We start from the raw sequence: 19,830 nt of genomic DNA, 5'->3' as shown, positions 1-19,830 counted from the left end.
CCCTCACAGCCACGACAGCGACGCGGCCCGCTCCAGTACGTTCCGTACGGCGGCCGCGTCGCCCGTTTGGCCCCTGGGCACCGCCTCCGGGGCGTACCGTCCGCCGACGAGCAGGCAGAAGTCGACGGGATCGAGGCTGAGTTCGGCCTGGACGGGCTCGGCGTCGGAGCCCAGTACCCACTCCTCGCCCCCGGTGACCGAGAACAGCACCGGGGGCGCCGTGGGTCCGAGGGCGAGGCCGAGGACGCGCACGGCGAGGCGGATCAGCTGCCCCAAGTGCTCCGCGGGCGGCGGCGGGACGGCGAGGCCCAGGGCGCGGCCGATGTCGTCGGTGTGGATCCACGTCTCGAAGGCACGCACCAGGAAGTGGTCGGCGACGGGCAGCCGCATCCCCATCAACGTCACGGCACGTGCGGCGAGTTCGGGATCGTGGGCTTCGGGCGAGGCGAGCAGGGAACTCGCCTGCGCGGACCAGGCGGCGACCGTCTTCTCGGGGCTCCGGCGTCGCTCGTGGACGATCACGTCGGCCGTGCGCCGGTTCCAGTCGGCCTCCCAGCCCGCGCCCTCCTCGACCCGCGAGGGCGGCACCTGCGCGTCGATCCCGAGGAGAACCGCCAGATGCTCGTCGGCGGCGAGGAGATGGGCGACGGTCGCGTGCACGTCCCAGTCGTGCACGACCGGGGCGCGCCAGCGGTCGTACCCCCAGCGGCCGTACACCTCGGGCAGCAGGCCCTTCAGCCCGGCCACGGCGGCGGCATAGGGCGCGGCGTGCCCGGCGACGCGCGGCGCGGCGGGCCGCTCGCGCAGAGCGCGGGACAGCACATCGGTGGCCGGCCGCTCGGGGATGCCGGGCAGCGCCGGCCCGTCCAGCAGCCGTACCGTCTCCCGCAGCCGTTCCGCCTCCGCCGCGCAGCTCTCGCACGCGGCCAGGTGTGCCGGGACCGTCTTCTCGTCGGCCGGGTCGAGGGCGCCGAAGGCCCAGGCGGCCAGCAGGTCGCGTACCGCCTCGTGATCGTCGGTCATCCCGCGCCTCCTCCCCCTGGCCCGCCCCTGTGCCCGTGCCCGTGTCCGCGCATGTGCCCGTGTCGGTAGCCGTGTCCGTGCCCTGCTCGTACCCCTCTCGCCATCATGCGCCCCTTTCCAGCGCCGGGTCCGGCGGGTCGGCCAAAGTTTCCGCCAAGGAGCGCAGGGCCGTGCGCAGCCGGGTCTTGGCCGTGCCCTCGGGTATCCCCAGCTCGACGGCGGCCTGCCGGTAGGTACGGCCGGCGAAGTAGGCAAGGTGGACCACCTCCCGCTGCTGCTGCGGGAGTTCGGCGAGGGCGGAGTGCAGCAGGAGGGAGCGCTCCCGGTCGACGACCGTCTCGTCGGGGCCGGGCCCGGCGTCGGGGATGGCCTGGAGCGCCGAGTCGTCGGACCCGGCGTCCTTGCGGTGCCGGGCCTCGCTGCGGACCCAGTCCACGGCCCGCCGGTGGGCGAGCACGGACAGCCAGGTACGCAGCGTGCCGCGGTGCGGGTCGAAGGCGTACGGCCTGCTCCACAGCTGGGCGAAGACCTCCTGCGCCACGTCCTCGGCGCCGCCCGGCGAGCGCGTGACCCGCACGGCGACCCGCCGCACCAGCCCGCCGTACTCCGCGTACACCTCGGCCAGCGCGGACTCGTCGCCGTACACCAGCCGCCGGTGCACCTCCGCGTCGGCAAGCGGCCGGCCGGACGTGTCGCCCGTGGACTCCACCTGCACCACCACCCCTGGTGCCCTTCCTAGCGTCCTCGGCGGGCCCGCGCCAGTGGTTCAGTCGGACAGGGCGTCCAGCAGGCGGTCGACGTCCTCGACGGTGTTGTAGAGGTGGAAGGCCGCGCGCAGGTTGCCCGCGCGGTCGGAGACCTGGATTCCGGCGTCGCTGAGCGCGGGCTGGCGGTCGCCGAGTCCGGGCACGGAGACGATCGCCGAGCCGGGTGAGGGCACCGGTTGGTGGCCGAGGGCGGCCAGTCCCGCCCGGAAGCGGTCGGCGAGGGCGAGGTCGTGGGCCTGGATCGCGGGCACGCCGAGTTCCTCGATCAGCTCCATGGAGGCGCGCAGTCCGGCGTAGGTGAAGAGGCTGGGGCTGATGTCGAAGCGGCGGGCGGAGTGGGCGAGGTCCTCGACGGGGCCGTAGCAGCTGTCCCAGGGGATCTCCCCGGCGACCCATCCGGCGAGCAGCGGTGTCAGCCCGCCGAAGTCCTCGGGGACGACGCAGAAGGCGGCACCGTGCGGGCCCAGCAGCCACTTGAACCCGACCGCGGCGACGTAGTCGTACGCGCCCGCCTCCAGCGGCAGCCAGCCGGCCGACTGGGAGGCGTCGATGTAGGTGCGGGCCCCGTGCTCCAAGGCGGCGGCGCGCACCGCGGGCAGGTCGGCGATCCGGCCGTCGGCGGACTGCGCGGCGCTGACCGCGACGAGGGCGGTGTCCGGGCGGACGGACTCGGCGAGGCGGTCCAGCGGGACGGCGCGCACCTTGAGGTCGCCGCGCATGTGGAAGGGGTTCACGAGGGAGGAGAAGTCGCCGTCGGCGGTGAGAACTTCGGCGCCGGCGGGCAACGAGGCGGCGATCAGCCCGCCGTACTCGGCGACCGAGGCCCCGGCCGCGACGCGCTCGACGGGGACGCCGACGATCCGGGCGAAGGAGGCGCGGACGGCCTCCACGTCCTCGTAGAGCGGGCCGAGCGGGACGCCCTCGGCCCGCATCCGCACCGCCCGGTCCAGGGCGGCCACGGTGCGGGCCGGGAGCAGCCCGTTGCTCGCGGTGTTGAGATAGACGTTCTTCGGGGCGAACTCGGCGCGGACCAGGCTCTCGAAGGTCTTCATGGCTCCACTGTGGGCCCTGAAGACCTATCAGTCCATTGCGATTCTTTACGTGGTTTCGCTAAGGAACGCTTATAGATCCGCCACCACCTGCGCGTTCGCCGACGGCTCAGTGCTGCGGCACCGCGCACCCGTCGGGACCGCACGCCTCGGCGTCCCCCTGGTCGACGATCCGCAGCGGCGAGCGCTCGCCCCACGCCTGCGTCAGCGCCCGCTCGAAGACCTCGGCGGGCTGGGCGCCGGAGACGCCGTACTTGCGGTCCAGGACGAAGAAGGGCACGCCGTTCGCGCCGAGCTGGGCGGCCTCGCGCTCGTCGGCGCGGACGTCGTCGGCGTAGGCCTCCGGGTCGGCCAGCACCTTGCGGACGTCGTCGGCGGCGAGCCCGGCCTCGACGGCCAGCTCCACCAGCCGCTCGTCGCCCTCGGAGAAGACGGACCGCTCCTCGGCGAAGTTGGCCCGGTAGAGGATCTGGATCAGCTCGTCCTGCCTGCCCTGCTCCTTGGCGAGGTGCAGGAGGCGGTGCATGTCGAAGGTGTTGCCGTGGTCGCGGCCCTCGGTGCGGTAGTCGAGACCCTCCGCGGCGGCCTGCGCACCGAGGTTCTGCTCACCGGCCTGGGCCTGCGCCGCGCTCATCCCGTACTTCTTGGTGAGCATGGTGATCACGGGCTGGATGTCGCCCTTGGCGCGCCCCGGGTCCAGCTCGAACGAGCGGTGCACCACCTCGACCTGGTCGCGGTGCGGGAAGGCCTCGAGCGCCTTCTCGAAGCGGGCCTTGCCCACGTAGCACCAGGGGCAGGCGATGTCGCTCCAGATCTCGACGCGCATGTCTGTGGCTCTCTCCAGCTCGTACGGGAAACGGAGACTCCCTCCGTCGACTGGATGAACGTTCAAGCAGCGGGGTTCATTCCCGGGGAACCTCCAGGCGCATGGCGAGGTGGTGACTCCCGTCCCGCGGCTCGGCGATCCAGCCCTGGCGGAGGTAGAAGGCCTGCGCCCGCTGGTTGTCGACGTGCACGTCGAGGACCGCCGTGCGCTTGCCGTCGGCCCGCCACTCCTCGGCACAGGCCGTGTGCAGGGCCGTACCGATGCCGGCGCGCCAGTGGTCGGGGTCGACGTGGAACTGGAAGAGCTTGACCGTGTCGGCGGGGGTGCCCTCCGGGGTGCGGAAGGAGGCGACTGCGATGATCCGGCCCTGCTCGACGACGCACAGCACGTGGCCGTCGGGCCGCTGGACGGCGGTCCGCCAGGCGGCGAGCCAGTCGGTGCCGTCGTCCGGGACGCCGTCCGGGTAGTAGGTCGCCCGGGCCCGTGCGTGCAGTGCGACGATGGACTCCACCTCGGCGGACACGGCGGTGCGGACGACTCTGCCCGTCCTGACCGGGCCCGTCCTGACTGGTTCGCTGATCATGCAACCGAGGACGTGCCCCCGCCCGCCCCGGTTCCGAGCCGGCTGAACTGCGCCCGATAGGCGCTCGGCGTCAGTCCCGTACGGCGGACCAGATGCCCCCGCAGCGAGTCGGCCGTGCCCAGGCCGCAGGCGCGGGCCACCTGGTCCATGGGCAGGGCGGTGGTCTCCAGCAACTCCTTGGCGCGTTCGATGCGCTGGTGGAGCAGCCACTGCAGCGGACTCACCCCGCTCTCGGCGTGGAAGCGGCGGGTCAGGGTGCGGACGCTGACGCCCGCGTGGCGGGCCAGGTCGGTGAGGGTGAGCGGCTTGTCGAGGTTGCGCATGGCCCAGCCGCGCGTGTCGGCACAGGCGTTGCCGCGCTCGGGCGGCAGCGGGGTCTGGGTGAACTGGGTCTGGCCGCCGGGCCGTACGGGGGCGACGAGGGCGCTGCGGGCGACCTCGTTGGCGACGGCGGCGCCGTAGTCGGTGCGGATGACGTGCAGGCACAGGTCGATGCCGGCGGCGTAGCCGGACGCCGTCAGATACGGGCCGTCCTGCACGTACAGCACGTCTGCGCACAGGTCGATCTGCGGGTACCGCCTGCGCAGTTCCTCTGCGTGCGCCCAGTAGGTGGTGGCCTTGCGGCCCTGGAGCAGGCCCGCCTCGGCCAGCTGGAACGCGCCGGTGCACAGCGACGCGATGCGCTTGCCGGCGACCGCCGCCTCCCGGAGGGCGGCCACGATCCGCGCTTCCGGCTCGTACGGCGCCCCGGTGCCGGCCACGATCACCGTGTCGGCCTCGCGCACGGCGTCGAGGCCGTGGCGCACGTACAGGTCGAGGCCGCCGGAGGTGGGCACGGGACCCGGCTCGGCCGCGCAGACGATCACCTCGTAGCCCGGCCGCCCGTCGCTGACGACCTTGCCGAAGAGCATCTCCGGGATGGCGAGGTTGAACATCGACACGGGCGACGGCGCGATGACGGCGATGCGGTGCGGCGCGATCGGCTGCGACATGGCCAGAACCTCCGGGTGCATGGCATTCCGGCCACTACTGTACGGCGGCGAAGATCCGCAGCATGGAGCCATGTCAACGAACCCGACCCTCAAGGGCGACCAACTTCCCCTCGCTCACGGCGAGTCGGACCCCAAGACGCCCTCCGCCGCTCTCACCCTCACCGCCGGTCTCCTCGGCTTCGCGCTGGTCTGCCTCGACGCGTCCATCGTGAACGTGGCCCTGCCCGCCATGGGTTCGTCCCTCGGCGCCGGGATGTCCGGCCTGCAGTGGGTCGTCGACGCCTACACGCTGGCCTTCGCCGCGCTGATGCTGTCGACCGGGGCGTTCTCGGACCGGGCCGGGGCGAGCCGGGCGTACGCGCTCGGTGCCGCCGTCTTCACGCTCGCCTCGGCGGCCTGCGGCCTGGCGCCGAATCTGCCCGCGCTGATCGGGGCGCGGCTGGTGCAGGGCATGGCGGCGGCCGTCGTGCTGCCGGCCTCGCTGGCGCTGGTGCGGCAGGCATACGCCGATCCGGCGCGGCGGGCCCGTGCGGTGGCCGTGTGGGCGGCGGGCGGTTCGGTGGCGGTGGCGCTGGGTCCGGTGGCGGGCGGTGTGCTGGCCACGGCCTGGGACTGGCGCGGGATCTTCTTCGTCAACCTCCCCGTCGGAGCGTTGATCCTCGCCCTGCTGCTACGGGCCCCGCGCTCGGAGCGCCGTCCGGCTCCGCTGGACCTGCCCGGTCAGGTGACGGCGGTGGTGGCTCTCACGGCACTCACGTTCGCGGTGATCGAGGGCGGACCGGAGGGCTGGGCGGCGCTCGCGGTGGCGGTGGTGGCGGCGGTCTCCTTCCTCCGGATCGAGGCGCGCCAACCGCACCCGGTCGTCCCGCTCGACCTCTTCCGCAACCGGACCGTCGCGGTGACCGTGGCCGCGGGAGCGGCGGTGAGCGTGGCCTTCTACAGCCTGGTGTTCGTCTTCTCGCTCTTCTTCCAGCAGGTCCAGGGCCGTTCCGCGCTCCAGGCCGGGCTGATGTTCCTGCCGATGACAGGCCTGATCGCGGTGACGAACGTGGTCGCGGGCAAGCTCGCGGGCCGCCACGGCCCCCGGCTGCCCATGCTCGTGGGGCAGGGGCTCGCCGTCACGGGACTGTTCGTGATGCTGTACGTCGACACCGGCACGCCGCCCGTTCTGGTGGCCCTGCTCCTCGTCCCGATGGCGCTGGGCTGCGCGCTGACGGTGCCGCCGCTGACGGCGGCGATGATGGACGCCGTGCCGGCCGAGCGGGCGGGCCTGGCGGCCGGCGTCCTCAACGCGGCGCGGCAGATGGCCGGGGCCCTGGGCATCGCCGTCTTCGGGGCGCTGGTCTCCGGCGACTTCGTGGCCGGGATGCGGCTGAGCCTGGTGATCAGCGCGGTCCTGCTGGCCGTGACGGGCCTGCTCAGCTTCCGTCTCGCAGGTCCTTCGGCCAGGTCGGCCTGAACTCGATGTGGTCGTACGTCACCACGCACCCCTCCCCCAGCGGCGACTGCGCCATGAAGCCGACGAGGGCCGCGCCGGTCTCCGTCTCGTCGCCGAGGGTGAACAGCCGGACGAAGGTCCACCGCTCGCCGTCCCGGGAGGCGTGGAAGGCGAAGGCTCGGCCGGTCCGGCTCACCCGCAGCCACACCGAACTGCCCTCCACCGTGAAGGAGTTGGCGTCGTCGGAGTGGCCCCGGGTGACGACCGTGCAGACGGTGGGCACGTCCGGGGAGTACTCCAGGCACAGCTTGGCCCAGGCCCGCTCGCCGACGTGGACGTACAGGACCCCGGCGTCGAAGGCGCCGGCGAATCCGACGGTGACCCGGGCGATCAGCTGGAAGTCCCCCTCGGGCGCGCCGAGCAGCCGGGGCGCGTCGGAGGCGGCGTCCAGCGCCTCACCGGTGGGCGGCACGAAGCGGTCCTGCCGGGGGCCGGCCCATCCGGAGAGGATGCCGTCGTCCTCGTAGGACCAGTGGCCGTCGGGGCCGTAGGTGCGCAGCGGGAAGGGGAGTTCGGGGATTTTCAGGTCCATGGCGGAATTCTTCCAGGCCGTCCCCCGCGCCGGGTGCCCGAGGGGTCATCCCGGTCAGCGGGACTGGAGCGCGTCCAGGGCGACGGCCTGGGCGATGGCGAGGCGCAGGTCCAGATCGGGCGAGGCCACGTCGAGCAGATAGCGGTCGCGCAGCCCGATCTTCTTGTCCACCCGCATCACGTGCTCGTCGCCGGAGGTGAAGTCGAAGTGGTACGGCCACACGAAGGGTATGAGGTCGAGCGGGAGCAGCTCCCAGACCCGGCGCAGCACGGCCACCACCCGGTTGCGCTCCCGGCCCACGGCCGCGACGGAGCCCGGCTGGTCCAGCTCCCACGTCGAGCGCAGCAGGGAGGCGGCGAACTTCTTGCGGAACGTGCCGACGGGGTTGCCCATCGCGTCCCGGACGTCGTAGACGGCGCCGACGTCGAGGACCTGGCGGGCCTTGGCGGTGAACAGGAGGCGGTCCTTGGACTCGTCGGTGTAGAAGGTCATCTGCTCCTTGAGCGTCATCCGCTTCTGCTCGGCGAAGGCGACGACGCGGCCGTCCGAGCCGTCCGGCAGCGTCTCGGTCACGACGTACCGGTTGATCATGAGGGTGGTCTTCTGCCGGATGCTGAAACGCTCGTTCGCCTGCTGTCGCGCACTGTCCACTGTTCCGCTCCCCGAGCCGGTGGTCCCTGCCGCCGGCACTCCGGTCCGGCGGGTCCGTCCATGGTCATCGCGCGCCCCGGGCAGGGTCAGTCTCCGTAAGTCGCCGTCCGCAGCGACGAAAGATGACGGGGCGGGGGGGGTGCCGGGTGTCGACTTTCGTCGTTCGGGGCCGCGCCGAAGGGCGGATGCGGGCGCCCACGGGTGGCTGTCTATCGTCTGCGGGTGGACGCAGCCAACGCTCTGCGCATGGACGCAGGCAACACACCCCGCCCCGACAAGCCGCTCCGGTCCCGGCTCGCCGCCGCCTCCCCCTGGCCCCGCAAGCGGATCGTCGGGGAGACGGTGCTCGCCCTCGTGCTCGCCGGGATGGCGGGGCTCTTCGACGAGCAGCCGGGTTTCGGGGCCCGGACCGTCGCCGTGGCCTTGGCCGCCGCCGTCCTGTCGCCGGCCCGCCGCTCACTGCCGGCGACGGTGCTGCTCCTGGCGTCGGCCATGAGCGGGGAGGTGGCGGGCGCGGCCCCGCTGCTGATCTGCGCGAGCTGGTCGGCGGGCAGCCGGATCCTGCGCCCCGGGCGCGCACTGGCCGCGTACGCCGCCGCGTTCGGGCTCTACTTCGCCGTGGCCGCCCTCGACGCGGGCGACGAGGCATTCCAACTGTCTCTGCTCCTGACGGGCGCGCTGGCGGCGGGTACGTTCCTCGCGCTGGCCGTCGTGCCGGGGCTCGCCTCCCGCTACCGCGCCCAGCGTCACGCGCTGCTCGACGCGCTGCGGCGGCACAACGCCCAACTGGTGCGCGAACAGGCGATGGTGGCCCGGCAGGCCCGGCTCCTGGAACGCCAGCGGATCGCCCAGGACATGCACGACAGCCTCGGTCACCAGCTCGCCCTGATCGCCGTCCACGCCGGGGCGCTGGAGGTCGACCCGGAGCTGAGCGAGCGGCAACGGGAAGGGGTGGGCATCCTCCGCGAGGCCTCCAGGACGGCCATGCAGGAGCTGCGCGAGGCGGTGGGCATCCTGCGCGACGGCGTCGAGGCGCCGACCGGGGACCGGCCGGACCCGGCCGACGCCGAGCACCCCGCGGCCCGGGGGGCGGCCACCGTCGACGGGCTCGTCGAGTCGTCGCGGGCCGCCGGCGCGGCGGTGGAGCTGCACCGCTCCGGAACCGTACGGCCCCTCGCGCCGGCCGCCGACCACGCGGCGTACCGCATCGCCCAGGAGGGCCTGACCAACGCGCACAAGCACGCGCCGGGCGCCCCCATCACCGTGGCCCTGCGCTACGAACCCGACAGCCTGGTCGTCGAGGTGGCCAACGGGCCCGTGCCGGCCGGAGCGCCGGCGGCCCCGCCCGCGGTCAGCGGCGGTCAGGGGCTGGCCGGCCTGCGGGAGCGGGCCCGGCTGGTCGGCGGCATGGTGCACACCGGCCCGACGCCCGACGGCGGGTTCCGGCTCGCCGGTGTGCTGCCGTACGGCGGCGGCGAGACCCTGCCCCGGCCGAAGGACGCGACCTCCGTCGCCCCGGACGACGACTTCCGGGGGCAGATCGACGGGGGTGCGGCGGGCGACGGTGGAGCGGTCATCGACCGTTCCGATCCGCAAGGGGAGTTCGCCGCCATCATGAGCAGCAAGAAGAAGGTCGCACTCGGCTGCGCCGTCACCGCCGTCGCCCTCGTCGTGGGCGTCGTCGCCCTCGGGGCGTGGGGGCTGAAGGCGCTGTGGGACGAGGTGAAGAGCGGCACGATATCGGCGGACGTGTACGAGTCCGCGAAGGTCGGCGACGCCGAGGCCGATCTGAAGGCCAAGCTGCCCGAGGGCAGTTCCCTGCTCACCGACGGCCAGGACAAGCAGGGCCCGCCGCTGCCCGAGGGCGCGACGTGCCGTCACTACCTGGACGTCGACGACGACATCGTCTACCGGTTCTGCTTCCGCGACGGGAAGCTGGTCGCGAAGGAGTCCTTCAAGGACAAGCTGTGACCGCCGGCACGCGGTCGCCCCGGTGACCTGATCGGGCATGATGGCGGGGCTTTTGTCATCCGTTCATCACACCGACACCGCGCAGGAGGCCGCGTGATCCGGGTCCTCGTCGCCGACGACGAGCCGCTCATCAGGGCCGGCATCAGGATGATCCTCACCTCGGCCGACGACATCGACGTCGTCGCCGAGGCGGCGGACGGCCGGGAAGCGGTGGAGACCGCCCGGAGCACCGCGGTCGACGTGGCCCTGCTGGACATCCAGATGCCGGTGATGGACGGGCTGAGCGCGCTGGCCGAGCTGGGACGGGCCGCGCCGGGGGTGCGCGTGCTGATCCTGACCACGTTCGGGGAGCGCGAGAACGTCCTGCGGGCGCTCGGCCACGGCGGCGCGGGTTTCCTGCTGAAGGACTCCGCGCCGCAGGAGCTGATCCACGCGGTGCGCGCGGCGGCGGCCGGCAACGCCTATCTGTCCCCGGCCGCCACCCGGCACGTCGTGGACACCCTGGCCTCCCCCGCCGCCACCGCGCGCGGCGAGGAGGCCCGCCGCCGCCTGGCCGGCCTGACCGAACGGGAACGCGACGTACTGGCCCTGCTGGGCGAGGGCCTGTCCAACGCGGACGCGGGCTCCCGGCTGCACATGAGCGAGGCCACGGTGAAGACGTACGTCAGCCGCATCCTGACCAAGCTCGACTGCGAGAACCGGGTACAGGCGGCGCTCCTGGCCCGGGACGCGGGCCTGGAGTCGAACGCGAACTGACCGATCTCAGAGCCTGTGTCATATCCCCGGCCGGATCAGCTCAGCGCTCGAGGGCGCCGTTGAACCTCCGGGGCAGCCCCAGCGGGTTGTCGTCCCGCAGTTCCGCGGGGAGCAGTGCCTCGGGCGCCCCCTGGTAGACCACCGGCCGCAGCCACCGCTCGATGGCCGTACCGCCCACCGACGTCGAGGTCGAGGTCGTCGCCGGGTAGGGGCCACCGTGATGCTGGGCCGGCGCCACCGCGACGCCCGTCGGCCACCCGTTGACCAGCACGCGGCCGGCCAGCGGCGTCAGCTCCGCGAGGATCTCCGCGCCGCGTCCCTCGCCGGCGGCCTCCTCGGCCGACAGGTGAACCGTCGCGGTGAGGTTGCCCGGCAGCCGGGACAGTACGGCCCGCGCCTGTGCGTCGTCGTCGTAGCGGGCGACGACCGTCACCGGCCCGAAGCACTCCTCCAGGAGCAGGTCGTACGCCCCCTCGCTGGTCAGCTTCTCGGCCGCGACCGACAGGAACCCGGCGCTGACCGTGTGCTCGCCGCCCGCGCCCGGCGTCACCGGCGACTCCACGTCCGGCAGTTCGGCGCGCTCGGCGACCCCGGCGATGAAGTTGTCCCGCATGCGGTGGTCCAGCAGGACGCCCGCCTCGGTGTCGCTGACGGCGTCCGTGAGGGACTTCACCAGGCCGTCGCCGGCCGCACCGGACGGCACCAGCACCAGGCCCGGCTTCACACAGAACTGTCCGACGCCCAGCGTCATGGACCCGGCAAGGCCGGTGCCGATCGCCTCGGCCCGCTCGGCCGCGGCCGCCTCGGTGATCACGACGGGGTTCAGGGAGCCCAGCTCGCCGTGGAAGGGGACCGGGACCGGGCGCGCGGCGGCGGCGTCGAAGAGGGCGCGTCCGCCTCGCACCGAACCGGTGAAACCGGCGGCGGCGACCAGCGGGTGCTTGATCAGTTCGATGCCGGCCTCGAAGCCGTGCACGAGACCCACGACGCCGGCCGGGATGTCGTGCTCGGCGGCGGCCGTACGCAGCACGTGGGCGACCAGCTCGGACAGGCCCGGGTGGTCGGGGTGGGCCTTGACGACGACCGGGCAGCCGGCGGCCAGCGCGCTCGCGGTGTCGCCGCCGGCGACGGAGAAGGCGAAGGGGAAGTTGGAGGCCGAGTAGACGGCGACGACGCCCAGGGGCACCTTGTAGCGGCGCAGGTCCGGGATGGGCGGGGTGGCGGTGTCGTCGGGGTGGTTGATGACGACGTCGAGGAACGCGCCCTCGTCGACGATGTCCGCGAATGCCCTCAGCTGGTAGCAGGTGCGGGCGAGTTCGCCGGTGAGGCGGACCGGGCCGAGCGCGGTCTCGGCGTCGGCGGCCTCGACGAGCTGGTCCTTGGCGGCCTGGAGCTTGTCGGCGGCGGTGCGCAGGAAGGCCGAGCGGACCGTGCGGTCGGCGAGCGAACCGCGCGCCTCGTGCGCGGCGCGGACGGCGGCGTCCACCTCCTGGGCTGTGGCCTCCACCGCAACCTGTTCACGCTGCTTCCCGGTTCGGGGGTCGACACTCCAGACTGGTGCTGCTGCCACCGCGGGTCCCTCCACACATGTAATGCCGCAGTACGGGGTCATCCACCAGGGACGTTCGATATACTGAACACTGTCTCTGATGATGAATACGCTGTGGAGACTATTTCCCGTCGAACGAAGGGGTCAAGGGCGATGTCGGCTGGCGAGACGGGGGGCGGGGCGCAGGTCAAGTCCGCGGTGCGGACGGTTGAACTGCTCGAGTACTTCGCCGGACGCCCCGGTATGCACTCCCTCGCGGCGGTCCAGGAGGCCGTCGGCTACCCCAAGTCCAGCCTCTACATGTTGCTGCGCACGCTCGTCGAGCTGGGCTGGGTGGAGACGGACGCGACGGGCACGCGGTACGGCATCGGGGTACGGGCGCTGCTCGTCGGCACCTCCTACATCGACGGCGACGAGGTGGTCGCGGCGGCGCGTCCGACGCTGGACCGGCTGTCGGACGACACGACGGAGACGATCCACCTGGCGCGGCTGGACGGCACGAACGTCGTCTACCTGGCCACCCGCCAGTCCCAGCACTACCTGCGCCCCTTCACCCGGGTGGGCCGCCGCCTCCCCGCCCACTCGACCTCCCTCGGCAAGGCGCTGCTCAGCACCTACACGGACGAGCAGGTCCGCAAGATGCTCCCGGAGACGCTCCCCGCGCTGACCGAGAACACGATCACCGACCGCGAGAAGCTCATCGAGGAGCTCCACCAGGTCCGCGAGCAGGGCTTCGCCGTGGACCGCGAGGAGAACACCCTCGGCCTGCGCTGCTTCGGCGTCGCGATCCCGTACCGCACCCCGGCCCGGGACGCGATCAGCTGCTCGGTCCCGGTGGCCCGGCTGACCCCCGCCCACGAACAGATGGTTAAGGACGCGCTGTTCGACGCGCGCGACCGGCTGACGCTGGCCACTCGTAGGCTCTGACTCCATGGATTCCGACTTCATGGATGTGGCACTGCGCGAGGTTCACGACAGCGATCTGCCGGTCTTCTACCGGCAGCTGAACGACCCGGAAGCCCTGCGCATGGCGGCCTTCACCCCCAAGGACCCGGCCGACCGGGACGCCTTCGACGCGCACTGGGCGCGGATCCGCTCCTCGGGGGACGTCCTGCGCACGATCCTGGCCGACGGTGACGTGGTGGGAAGCGCGGCCGTCTACGGGGAGCCGGGCGAGCGGGAGGTGACCTACTGGGTCGACCGCGCGTACTGGGGCCGGGGTGTCGCCACGGCCGCGCTGCGGGTGCTGCTCGCCGAGGTCCCCGAACGCCCGCTGTACGCACGGGCGGCGGCGGACAACGAGGGCTCGCTGCGGGTCCTGGCGAAGTGCGGCTTCCGGGTGACCGCCCGGGCCAGGGGGTTCGCGAACGCGCGGGGCGAGGAGATCGACGAGCTGGTGCTGCAGCTGGAGGGCTGACGGGCTGGTGCTGCAACTGGAGGGCTGACGGGCTGGTGCTGCGGCAGGGGGACTCGCGGGCTGGTTCGGCAGCAGAGGGCCGGCGGGTTGACGGCCTCTCCGCCGTCAGGGGGAGACGGATCGTCGGCGCGCAGGACGTGCCCGGTGCCTGGCGCGCGGGAGCGTGGACGCATGACGCAGACACTCTCGCCGGCGCCCGCCACCGACCCCGCCGGTCCCTTCGTCCTCAGCCGGCCCCGTCGGGTACTGCGGGCCGTCGCCGTCGTCTCCTGTGTGCCGTATCTCGGGCTCAAGGTGGCCTGGATCGCCGGGAGTCACATCGGGATCCCCGACGGCAGCTCGCTGCTCGACCACCGGACGACCATGGCGATCGTCAACGGCGTCTCCGTGCTGCTGGACAGTGCCGTGATCGCGCTGGCGCTGGTGCTCACCAGGCCCTGGGGGCTCAGGGTGCCCGCCTGGCTGCTGGCCTTCCCGGTGTGGGTGGCCACCGGGCTGCTCGCGCCGATCATGGCCGGGTTCCCGCTGCAGCTCGCGGTGCGCGCCCTCGGCGGCAGCACGAACCACGGGCAGCGGGGCTCGGGGCGCGAACTCTTCCTTCACGAGTGGGTGTTCGGGGTCGTCTACAGCGGGTTCATCCTGCAAGGGCTCGCGCTGGGAGCCCTGTTCGTGCTGTACGCCCGGGACCGGTGGGGACACCTGTGGCGGGGGCGGGTGTGGGAGCTGCCGGTCGGGGTCATCGGCGCGGCACAGCGGGCGACCGCCGGCGCCGCCGCCCTCCTCGCGCTGTTCCCGCTGACCGCACACCTGTTGTGGGCCTGCGGTTCCACGGCGGGGCTCTCCCAGGGGCGGGCGGCGGAGCGCACCAGTGACTTCCACATCCTGGAGGCGATGTACGTGGTCTTCCTCGTCGCCGCCGTCACGGGCGCCGTGCTGCTCGCCTTCCGGCGCGGCCGCGCGCTCCGGGTGCGCACGCCGCTCGCGCTGGCCTGGGTCGGCTCGGCGGCCGTGGCCTGCTGGGGCGGCTGGCTGTCGCTGGCCTCCCTCGGCGGCCTCGACGACATCGCCGACCGCCCGACACCGCTGATGAACCTCGCCTACGCTGGCCAGATGATCGTCGGCATCCTGGTGGCCGTCGTCGGCGCGTACTACTTCGCGGAGCGGTCCGCGGTGAAACGGCCGGCGTGAGCACGTACCTCCGGTTCCTGTTCGGCAGGCGGGCGCGGCGCCGATGGCTCCACCTGATCATCGGCGGCGCGCTCGCCATGCCGTACGTGTTCGTCGGGCAGCTCGTCGTCGGTCCCGCCACCGACTCCCGGTACGTCTTCAACGACCTGCCCCTGCAACTCCTCTCCTTCGCCGTCGGGTTGCCGCTGGCCTCCGTCACCTCCGTGCTGTTCCCGCTGACCCGGCCCCTGGAGGCCGGCGCCGTGTGGTGGTTGTGCGGCATCGACCGGGACCGGCTCGCCCGCGGGCCGGCCCGGACGCGGGCCGCGAAGGGGCGTACGGCGGCCTGGTTCACGCTGCATCTCGGGCTCGGCGGGATCATCTCCGGGATGTCTCTGGCGGTGCCGCCGTTCGCCGGGTTCCTGGCCGCGCTGCCGCTGCTCGTGTGGCTGGGCGGCGACGAGCTCGTCGAGCTGCCCGACGCGCTCGACCACACCTGGGTGCTCGCGCTCGCGCCGGTCGCGGGCGTGGCGACGCTGCTCGCGCTCGCCGCCTGCGCGGCCGTCGCCGGAACGTTCCTCGCCCGCTGGGCGCCCGCGCTGCTCGGGCCCACGCCGGAGGACCGGCTCGCGGCGGCCGAGGCGCGCGCAGCCGACCTCGCCGTGCGCAACCGGCTCGCGCGCGAGCTGCACGACTCCGTGGGCCACGCCCTCAGCGCCGTCACCCTCCAGGCGAGCGCGGCCCGCCGGGTCCTCGACAGCGACCCGGAGTTCGTCCGCGAGGCCCTCGCCGCGATCGAGGAGACGACTCGCCGCACGGTGGGCGAACTCGACGCCGTGCTGGGCGTGTTGAGAGACGGTGACGCTCCCGGTACGGCGCCCGCGCCCACCCTCGCCGCCGACCTGGACGGCCTGCTGCGCCGCACACGCGCGGGTGGGCTGCGGGTGACGGCCACGGTCGGCATCGACCCCGAGGCCCTGCCGCCGGTCCTCGCCCGCGAGGCCTACCGCATCGTGCAGGAAGGGCTGAGCAACGCCCTCAAGCACGCCGGTGAGCGGGTGACCGTGCGGCTGCGGATCGAGGTGGCCGACGGGCACCTGGAGATCACCGTCGAGAATCCCGTCGCCGACACCCCCGAGTGCCGCCCCGGCGGCGGCCACGGCCTGCGCGGCATCGCCGACCGGGCGCGGCTGCTGGGCGGCACGGCCCAGGCCGGTGCCGCGCGGGGGATGTGGCGGCTGTACGTACGACTGCCCGTGAAAGGACCCGCATGACGCCCCGCCCGACCGTCCGGATCGTCCTCGCCGACGACGAGCGCATGGTGCGTTCCGCCCTGCGCGCGATCCTCTCCGCCGAGCCGGACCTGGAGGTGGTCGGCGAGGCGGCGACCGGTGCGGAGGCCGTGTCGGTCGTGCGGGAGCGGCGGCCCGACGTGGTGCTCATGGACGTCCGTATGCCCGAGATCGACGGCATCCGGGCCACCGAGCAGATCCTCGCCACGCTGACCGACCCGCCCCGGATCGTCGTCGTCACCACCTTCGAGAACGACTCCTATGTGTACGACGCCCTGCGCGCCGGAGCCGCCGGGTTCCTGCTGAAGCGGGCCGAGGCCGATGCGCTCGTCCAGGCCGTACGGCTGGTGTCGCACACCGACACCCTGCTGTTCCCGTCGGCCGTCCGCGGCCTCGCCGCCGAGCACGCGCGCGCGTACCCCACGCCGCCGCCCTGGGTGGCGCGGCTCACGTGCCGGGAGAGCGAGGTGCTGCGCCTGATGGCGCAGGGCCTGACCAACGCGGAGATCGCACGCCGGATGGACGTCGGTCCGGCCACCGTGAAGTCGCACGTGGCGGCGGTCCTGGCGAAGACCGGCACCCGGGACCGCACCCAGGCCGTGATCGCCGCGTACGAGGCGGGCTTCATGAACGCTCGATGAGAAAACGGGGCGCAAGGGAACGATTGCGCTCATCCCGCTCGTCCTCTCGAGTGGGATGAACAAGACGATCAGGCGGGTGTCCGTCTTCACGCTGCTGCTGGTGTTGGCTCTGCTGGTCAGGGCGACCTGGGTGCAGTTCTACGAAGGCCAGGCCCTCGCGGACGACAAGGACAACCGGCGGAACACGATCGCGCTGTACAGCGAGCCGCTCGGCAACATCGTCGTGGGCGGCGAGGCGGTCACCGGCTCGGCGCGGACGACGAGCGGTGACCTCGCGTACAAGCGGACGTACAAGGACGGCTCGCTGTACGCGGCGGTGACCGGCTACAGCTCGCAGGCGTACGGCGCCACCCAGCTGGAGGGCATCTACCGGGACCTCCTCGACGGCACCGACAACCGGCTGAAGAGCGTGCTGGACACGGTCACGAACAAGCGGTCCGACCCGGGCAACGTGATCACGACGATCGACCCGGACGTGCAGAAGGCGGCGTACGACGCGCTCGGCGACAAGAAGGGCGCCGCCGTCGCGATCGACCCCACGACCGGGAAGATCCTGGCGGTCGTCTCGACTCCGTCGTACGACCCGTCGCGGATCACCACGGGCGACTCGGACGCCTGGAAGCGGCTGACCACGGACGACGACAAGCCGATGACGAACCGCGCGCTGCGCCAGCCGCTGCCGCCGGGTTCGACGTTCAAGCTGGTCGTCGCGGCGGCCGCGCTGGAGGACGGGCTGTACTCGTCGGTGGACGAGAAGACGGACAGCCCGGATCCGTACCCGTTGCCGCAGTCGAGCAGCGAGCTGACGAACGAGAACCCGTCCGCTCCCTGCGAGAACGCCTCGATCCGGGTGGCCCTGCAGTACTCCTGCAACAACGTCTTCGGGAAGATGGCCGTCGACCTGGGCCAGGACAAGGTCAGGGCGATGGCCGAGAAGTTCGGCTTCAACGACGAGAAGCAGGACGTGCCGGTGCGGGCGTACCCCAGCGTGTACCCCTCCGACATGGACAAGCCGCAGACCGCGCTGTCCGGTATCGGCCAGTTCGACGTCACGGCCACGCCGCTGCAGATGGCCATGGTGTCGGCAGCCATAGCCAACGGCGGCAAGCTGGTCTCTCCGCACATGGTGTCGCAGATCACCGACAGCGGCGGGGATGTGTTGGAGGACTACGACGACCGGGCCGGCACCGAGGAGATCGTCAGCTCCGACACGGCCGAGCAGCTCCAGTCGGCGATGCAGACGGTCGTCGAGGAGGGCACGGGCACCAACGCCCGGATCTCCGGCGCGACGGTCGGCGGCAAGACGGGCACGGCCCAGCACGGCGAGAACAACAGCAAGACGCCGTACGCCTGGTTCACCTCGTATGCGAAGACCGAGGGCAAGGAGGTCGCCGTGGCGGTGGTGGTGGAGCAGTCGGATGCGGCGAGGTCGGAGGTCAGCGGTAACGGGCTGGCCGCCCCCGTGGCCAAGAAGGTGATGGAGGCGGCACTCGGGAGCTAGTCGAAGGGCTGGCTCACTTGACGCCCAGGATCTGCTCGATCGGGTCGATGGCGAAGTAGACCAGGAACAGCGCCGAGGTTCCCCACATCAGCCAGTGGATCTCCTTCGCCTTCCCGAGCACCGCCTTGATCACGACGTAGGCGACGAAGCCCGCCCCGATGCCGTTGGTGATCGAGTAGGTGAACGGCATCACCGCGATGGTGAGGAACGCCGGGATGGCGATCTCGTACTTGTCCCAGTCGATGTGCTTGACCTGGGTCATCATCAGGAAGCCTACGGCGACGAGGGCGGGCGCGGCGGCCTGGAGCGGGACGATCGTGAGCAGCGGGGTGAGGAACAGGGCGAGTCCGAACAGTCCGCCGGTGACCAGGTTGGAGAAGCCCGTGCGCGCTCCCTCACCGACACCGGCCGCCGACTCGATGTAGGACGTGGCGGAGGAGGCCGACGCCGCACCGCCCGCGGCCGCCGCCGCACCGTCGATCAGCAGCACGCGGCCGAGGTTGGGCACCTTGCCCTGCTCGTCGAGGAGGCCGGCCTCCGCGCTGATGCCGACGACCGTGCCCATGGTGTCGAAGAAGTCGGACAGGACCAGCGTGAAGATCAGCAGGACGACGGTGATGGCCGTGGTCTCGCCGAACGCGCCGAACAGGCTGAAGTCGCCGATGAGTCCGAAGTCGGGGGTGTCGACGACCTTGTCGGGCCAGGCCGGCGTGGTCAGCCCCCAGGCCTTGATGTCGGCGATCGAGTTGATGATCACCGCGACGACCGTCATGGTGACGATGCTGATCAGGATTGCGCCCTTCACCTTGCGGGCGAGCAGACCGATCGTCAGCAGAACTCCGAGGCAGAAGACGAGAATCGGCCACCCGCTGAGCGTGCCGGTGCCGCCCAGCTGAACCGGCACGGTGGTGTTCGCGGCGTCCGGGATACGGCTGACGAACCCGGCGTCGACGAAGCCGATGAAGGCGATGAACAGGCCGATGCCGACGCTGATCGCCTGCTTGAGCGGCTGCGGGATGGCGTGCATGACGGCTTCACGCAGACCGGTGACCACGAGCACGCAGATCAGCAGGCCTTCGAGGACGACCAGGCCCATCGCGTCGTCCCACGCCATCAGCGGCGCGATCTGGAAGGCGACGACGGCGTTCAGCCCCAGACCCGCCGCGAGGGCGAGCGGCAGGTTGCCGCCGACGCCCATGATGATCGTCATGACCGCGGCAACCAGGGCGGTGGCGGTGGTGAGTTGGACGGCATCCAACTGCTCGCCGAACTTGTCCTTCGCGCTGCCGAGGATGATGGGGTTCAGGACAAGGATGTAGGCCATCGTGAAGAACGTGGCGAAGCCGCCGCGTATCTCACGGGCGAAGGTGGATCCCCGTTCGGAGATCTTGAAGAACCGGTCGACGCTGTTCACGCCCGGTGGCGTGGCATCTGACCGGTCGGCCACCTTCTGGGACTCGGACATGACGGTTGCTCCTTGTTGCCTGATTGATCGGTGTGCGGATGCTGGCTGGATTGTTCCCTTGTTGAACTCGTTTCAGGTTTTCTCCGTGTTACGGAATCAGCGCCGCTCAACGTACGGCCCGCCACACGATGTTCGAAGCCACGTACGAAA

At 72.3% G+C, this 19,830-nt stretch carries 19 protein-coding genes; 9 read left to right on the top strand and 10 right to left on the bottom strand.

Translation table 11 applies throughout. From position 1 onward, the window contains the following. Positions 1-3: 3 nt before the first annotated feature. The 6 genes from ACIBAG_RS18175 to ACIBAG_RS18150 all read right to left on the bottom strand — a co-directional run bounded on the left by ACIBAG_RS18175 (position 4) and on the right by ACIBAG_RS18150 (position 5,240). Positions 4-1,023: a maleylpyruvate isomerase family mycothiol-dependent enzyme gene (locus ACIBAG_RS18175; RefSeq protein WP_399106129.1), complete on the bottom strand. Its 1,020-nt coding sequence runs from the start codon at positions 1,021-1,023 to the stop codon at positions 4-6. A gap of 103 nt (positions 1,024-1,126) precedes the next feature. Then, the gene (locus ACIBAG_RS18170; RefSeq protein WP_399106127.1) at positions 1,127-1,744 is read right to left on the bottom strand and encodes an RNA polymerase sigma factor; all 618 of its coding nucleotides are present in this window, start codon (positions 1,742-1,744) and stop codon (positions 1,127-1,129) included. 45 nt (positions 1,745-1,789) lie between these two features. After that, the gene (locus tag ACIBAG_RS18165) at positions 1,790-2,842 is read right to left on the bottom strand and encodes an aminotransferase class V-fold PLP-dependent enzyme (protein WP_399106125.1); all 1,053 of its coding nucleotides are present in this window, start codon (positions 2,840-2,842) and stop codon (positions 1,790-1,792) included. Between the two features lie 106 nt (positions 2,843-2,948). Further along, complete coding sequence (locus ACIBAG_RS18160; RefSeq protein WP_399106123.1) at positions 2,949-3,665, bottom strand: DsbA family oxidoreductase; 717 nt, start codon at positions 3,663-3,665, stop codon at positions 2,949-2,951. Positions 3,666-3,741: 76 nt separating this feature from the next. Further along, complete coding sequence (locus ACIBAG_RS18155) at positions 3,742-4,248, bottom strand: GNAT family N-acetyltransferase (RefSeq protein WP_399106121.1); 507 nt, start codon at positions 4,246-4,248, stop codon at positions 3,742-3,744. Then, positions 4,245-5,240 (bottom strand): GlxA family transcriptional regulator, encoded by a 996-nt coding sequence (locus ACIBAG_RS18150; RefSeq protein ID WP_399106119.1) that lies wholly within the window; start codon positions 5,238-5,240, stop codon positions 4,245-4,247. The genes ACIBAG_RS18155 and ACIBAG_RS18150 overlap by 4 nt, the downstream gene beginning before the upstream one ends. Positions 5,241-5,310: 70 nt before the next feature. Between ACIBAG_RS18150 and ACIBAG_RS18145 the strand changes: the two genes are divergently transcribed. Next, complete coding sequence (locus ACIBAG_RS18145) at positions 5,311-6,699, top strand: MFS transporter (RefSeq protein ID WP_399106117.1); 1,389 nt, start codon at positions 5,311-5,313, stop codon at positions 6,697-6,699. Here ACIBAG_RS18145 and ACIBAG_RS18140 read toward each other — a convergent pair. Both ACIBAG_RS18140 and ACIBAG_RS18135 read right to left on the bottom strand, forming a co-directional pair. Continuing rightward, on the bottom strand, positions 6,659-7,270 hold the full coding sequence (locus ACIBAG_RS18140; RefSeq protein WP_399106115.1) for a DUF1349 domain-containing protein: 612 nt from the start codon (positions 7,268-7,270) through the stop codon (positions 6,659-6,661). The two genes, ACIBAG_RS18145 and ACIBAG_RS18140, sit on opposite strands and share 41 nt — an antisense overlap. Positions 7,271-7,324: 54 nt before the next feature. Then, entirely contained in the window at positions 7,325-7,921 is a 597-nt protein-coding gene (locus ACIBAG_RS18135; protein ID WP_399106113.1) for a hypothetical protein, read from the bottom strand. 246 nt (positions 7,922-8,167) lie between these two features. On the opposite strand from ACIBAG_RS18135, the gene ACIBAG_RS18130 reads away from it, so the two are divergent. Next, entirely contained in the window at positions 8,168-9,892 is a 1,725-nt protein-coding gene (locus ACIBAG_RS18130) for a sensor histidine kinase (RefSeq protein ID WP_399106340.1), read from the top strand. A 93-nt stretch (positions 9,893-9,985) separates the two neighbouring features. Next, a complete protein-coding gene (locus ACIBAG_RS18125) occupies positions 9,986-10,648 on the top strand; it encodes a response regulator (protein ID WP_399106111.1) in 663 nt (220 codons plus the stop codon). Between the two features lie 40 nt (positions 10,649-10,688). On the opposite strand, the gene ACIBAG_RS18120 is transcribed toward ACIBAG_RS18125, so the two are convergent. Then, positions 10,689-12,218: an aldehyde dehydrogenase (NADP(+)) gene (locus ACIBAG_RS18120; protein WP_399106109.1), complete on the bottom strand. Its 1,530-nt coding sequence runs from the start codon at positions 12,216-12,218 to the stop codon at positions 10,689-10,691. Between the two features lie 132 nt (positions 12,219-12,350). Between ACIBAG_RS18120 and ACIBAG_RS18115 the strand changes: the two genes are divergently transcribed. From ACIBAG_RS18115 to ACIBAG_RS18090, 6 genes are all read left to right on the top strand, one after another. After that, complete coding sequence (locus ACIBAG_RS18115; protein WP_037743746.1) at positions 12,351-13,124, top strand: IclR family transcriptional regulator; 774 nt, start codon at positions 12,351-12,353, stop codon at positions 13,122-13,124. Positions 13,125-13,143: 19 nt separating this feature from the next. Further along, entirely contained in the window at positions 13,144-13,614 is a 471-nt protein-coding gene (locus ACIBAG_RS18110) for a GNAT family N-acetyltransferase (protein ID WP_399106338.1), read from the top strand. A 171-nt stretch (positions 13,615-13,785) separates the two neighbouring features. Further along, the gene (locus tag ACIBAG_RS18105) at positions 13,786-14,802 is read left to right on the top strand and encodes a hypothetical protein (protein WP_399106106.1); all 1,017 of its coding nucleotides are present in this window, start codon (positions 13,786-13,788) and stop codon (positions 14,800-14,802) included. Continuing rightward, the gene (locus tag ACIBAG_RS18100) at positions 14,799-16,055 is read left to right on the top strand and encodes a sensor histidine kinase (protein WP_399106104.1); all 1,257 of its coding nucleotides are present in this window, start codon (positions 14,799-14,801) and stop codon (positions 16,053-16,055) included. Before ACIBAG_RS18105 ends, ACIBAG_RS18100 begins: the two co-directional genes overlap by 4 nt. Continuing rightward, entirely contained in the window at positions 16,052-16,714 is a 663-nt protein-coding gene (locus ACIBAG_RS18095; RefSeq protein ID WP_399106102.1) for a response regulator, read from the top strand. Before ACIBAG_RS18100 ends, ACIBAG_RS18095 begins: the two co-directional genes overlap by 4 nt. 55 nt (positions 16,715-16,769) lie before the next feature. Then, a complete protein-coding gene (locus ACIBAG_RS18090) occupies positions 16,770-18,215 on the top strand; it encodes a peptidoglycan D,D-transpeptidase FtsI family protein (protein ID WP_399106100.1) in 1,446 nt (481 codons plus the stop codon). 13 nt (positions 18,216-18,228) lie between these two features. On the opposite strand, the gene ACIBAG_RS18085 is transcribed toward ACIBAG_RS18090, so the two are convergent. Further along, positions 18,229-19,680, bottom strand: coding sequence for an NCS2 family permease (locus ACIBAG_RS18085; protein WP_399106098.1), 1,452 nt, complete (start codon positions 19,678-19,680; stop codon positions 18,229-18,231). Between the last annotated feature and the right edge of the window lie 150 nt (positions 19,681-19,830).

It is taken from the genome of Streptomyces sp. NPDC051243, from assembly GCF_044455405.1.
Classification (GTDB): domain Bacteria; phylum Actinomycetota; class Actinomycetes; order Streptomycetales; family Streptomycetaceae; genus Streptomyces.
Note: the sequence above shows the minus strand (reverse complement) of the source record. Positions and strands in the feature narration are given on the sequence as shown.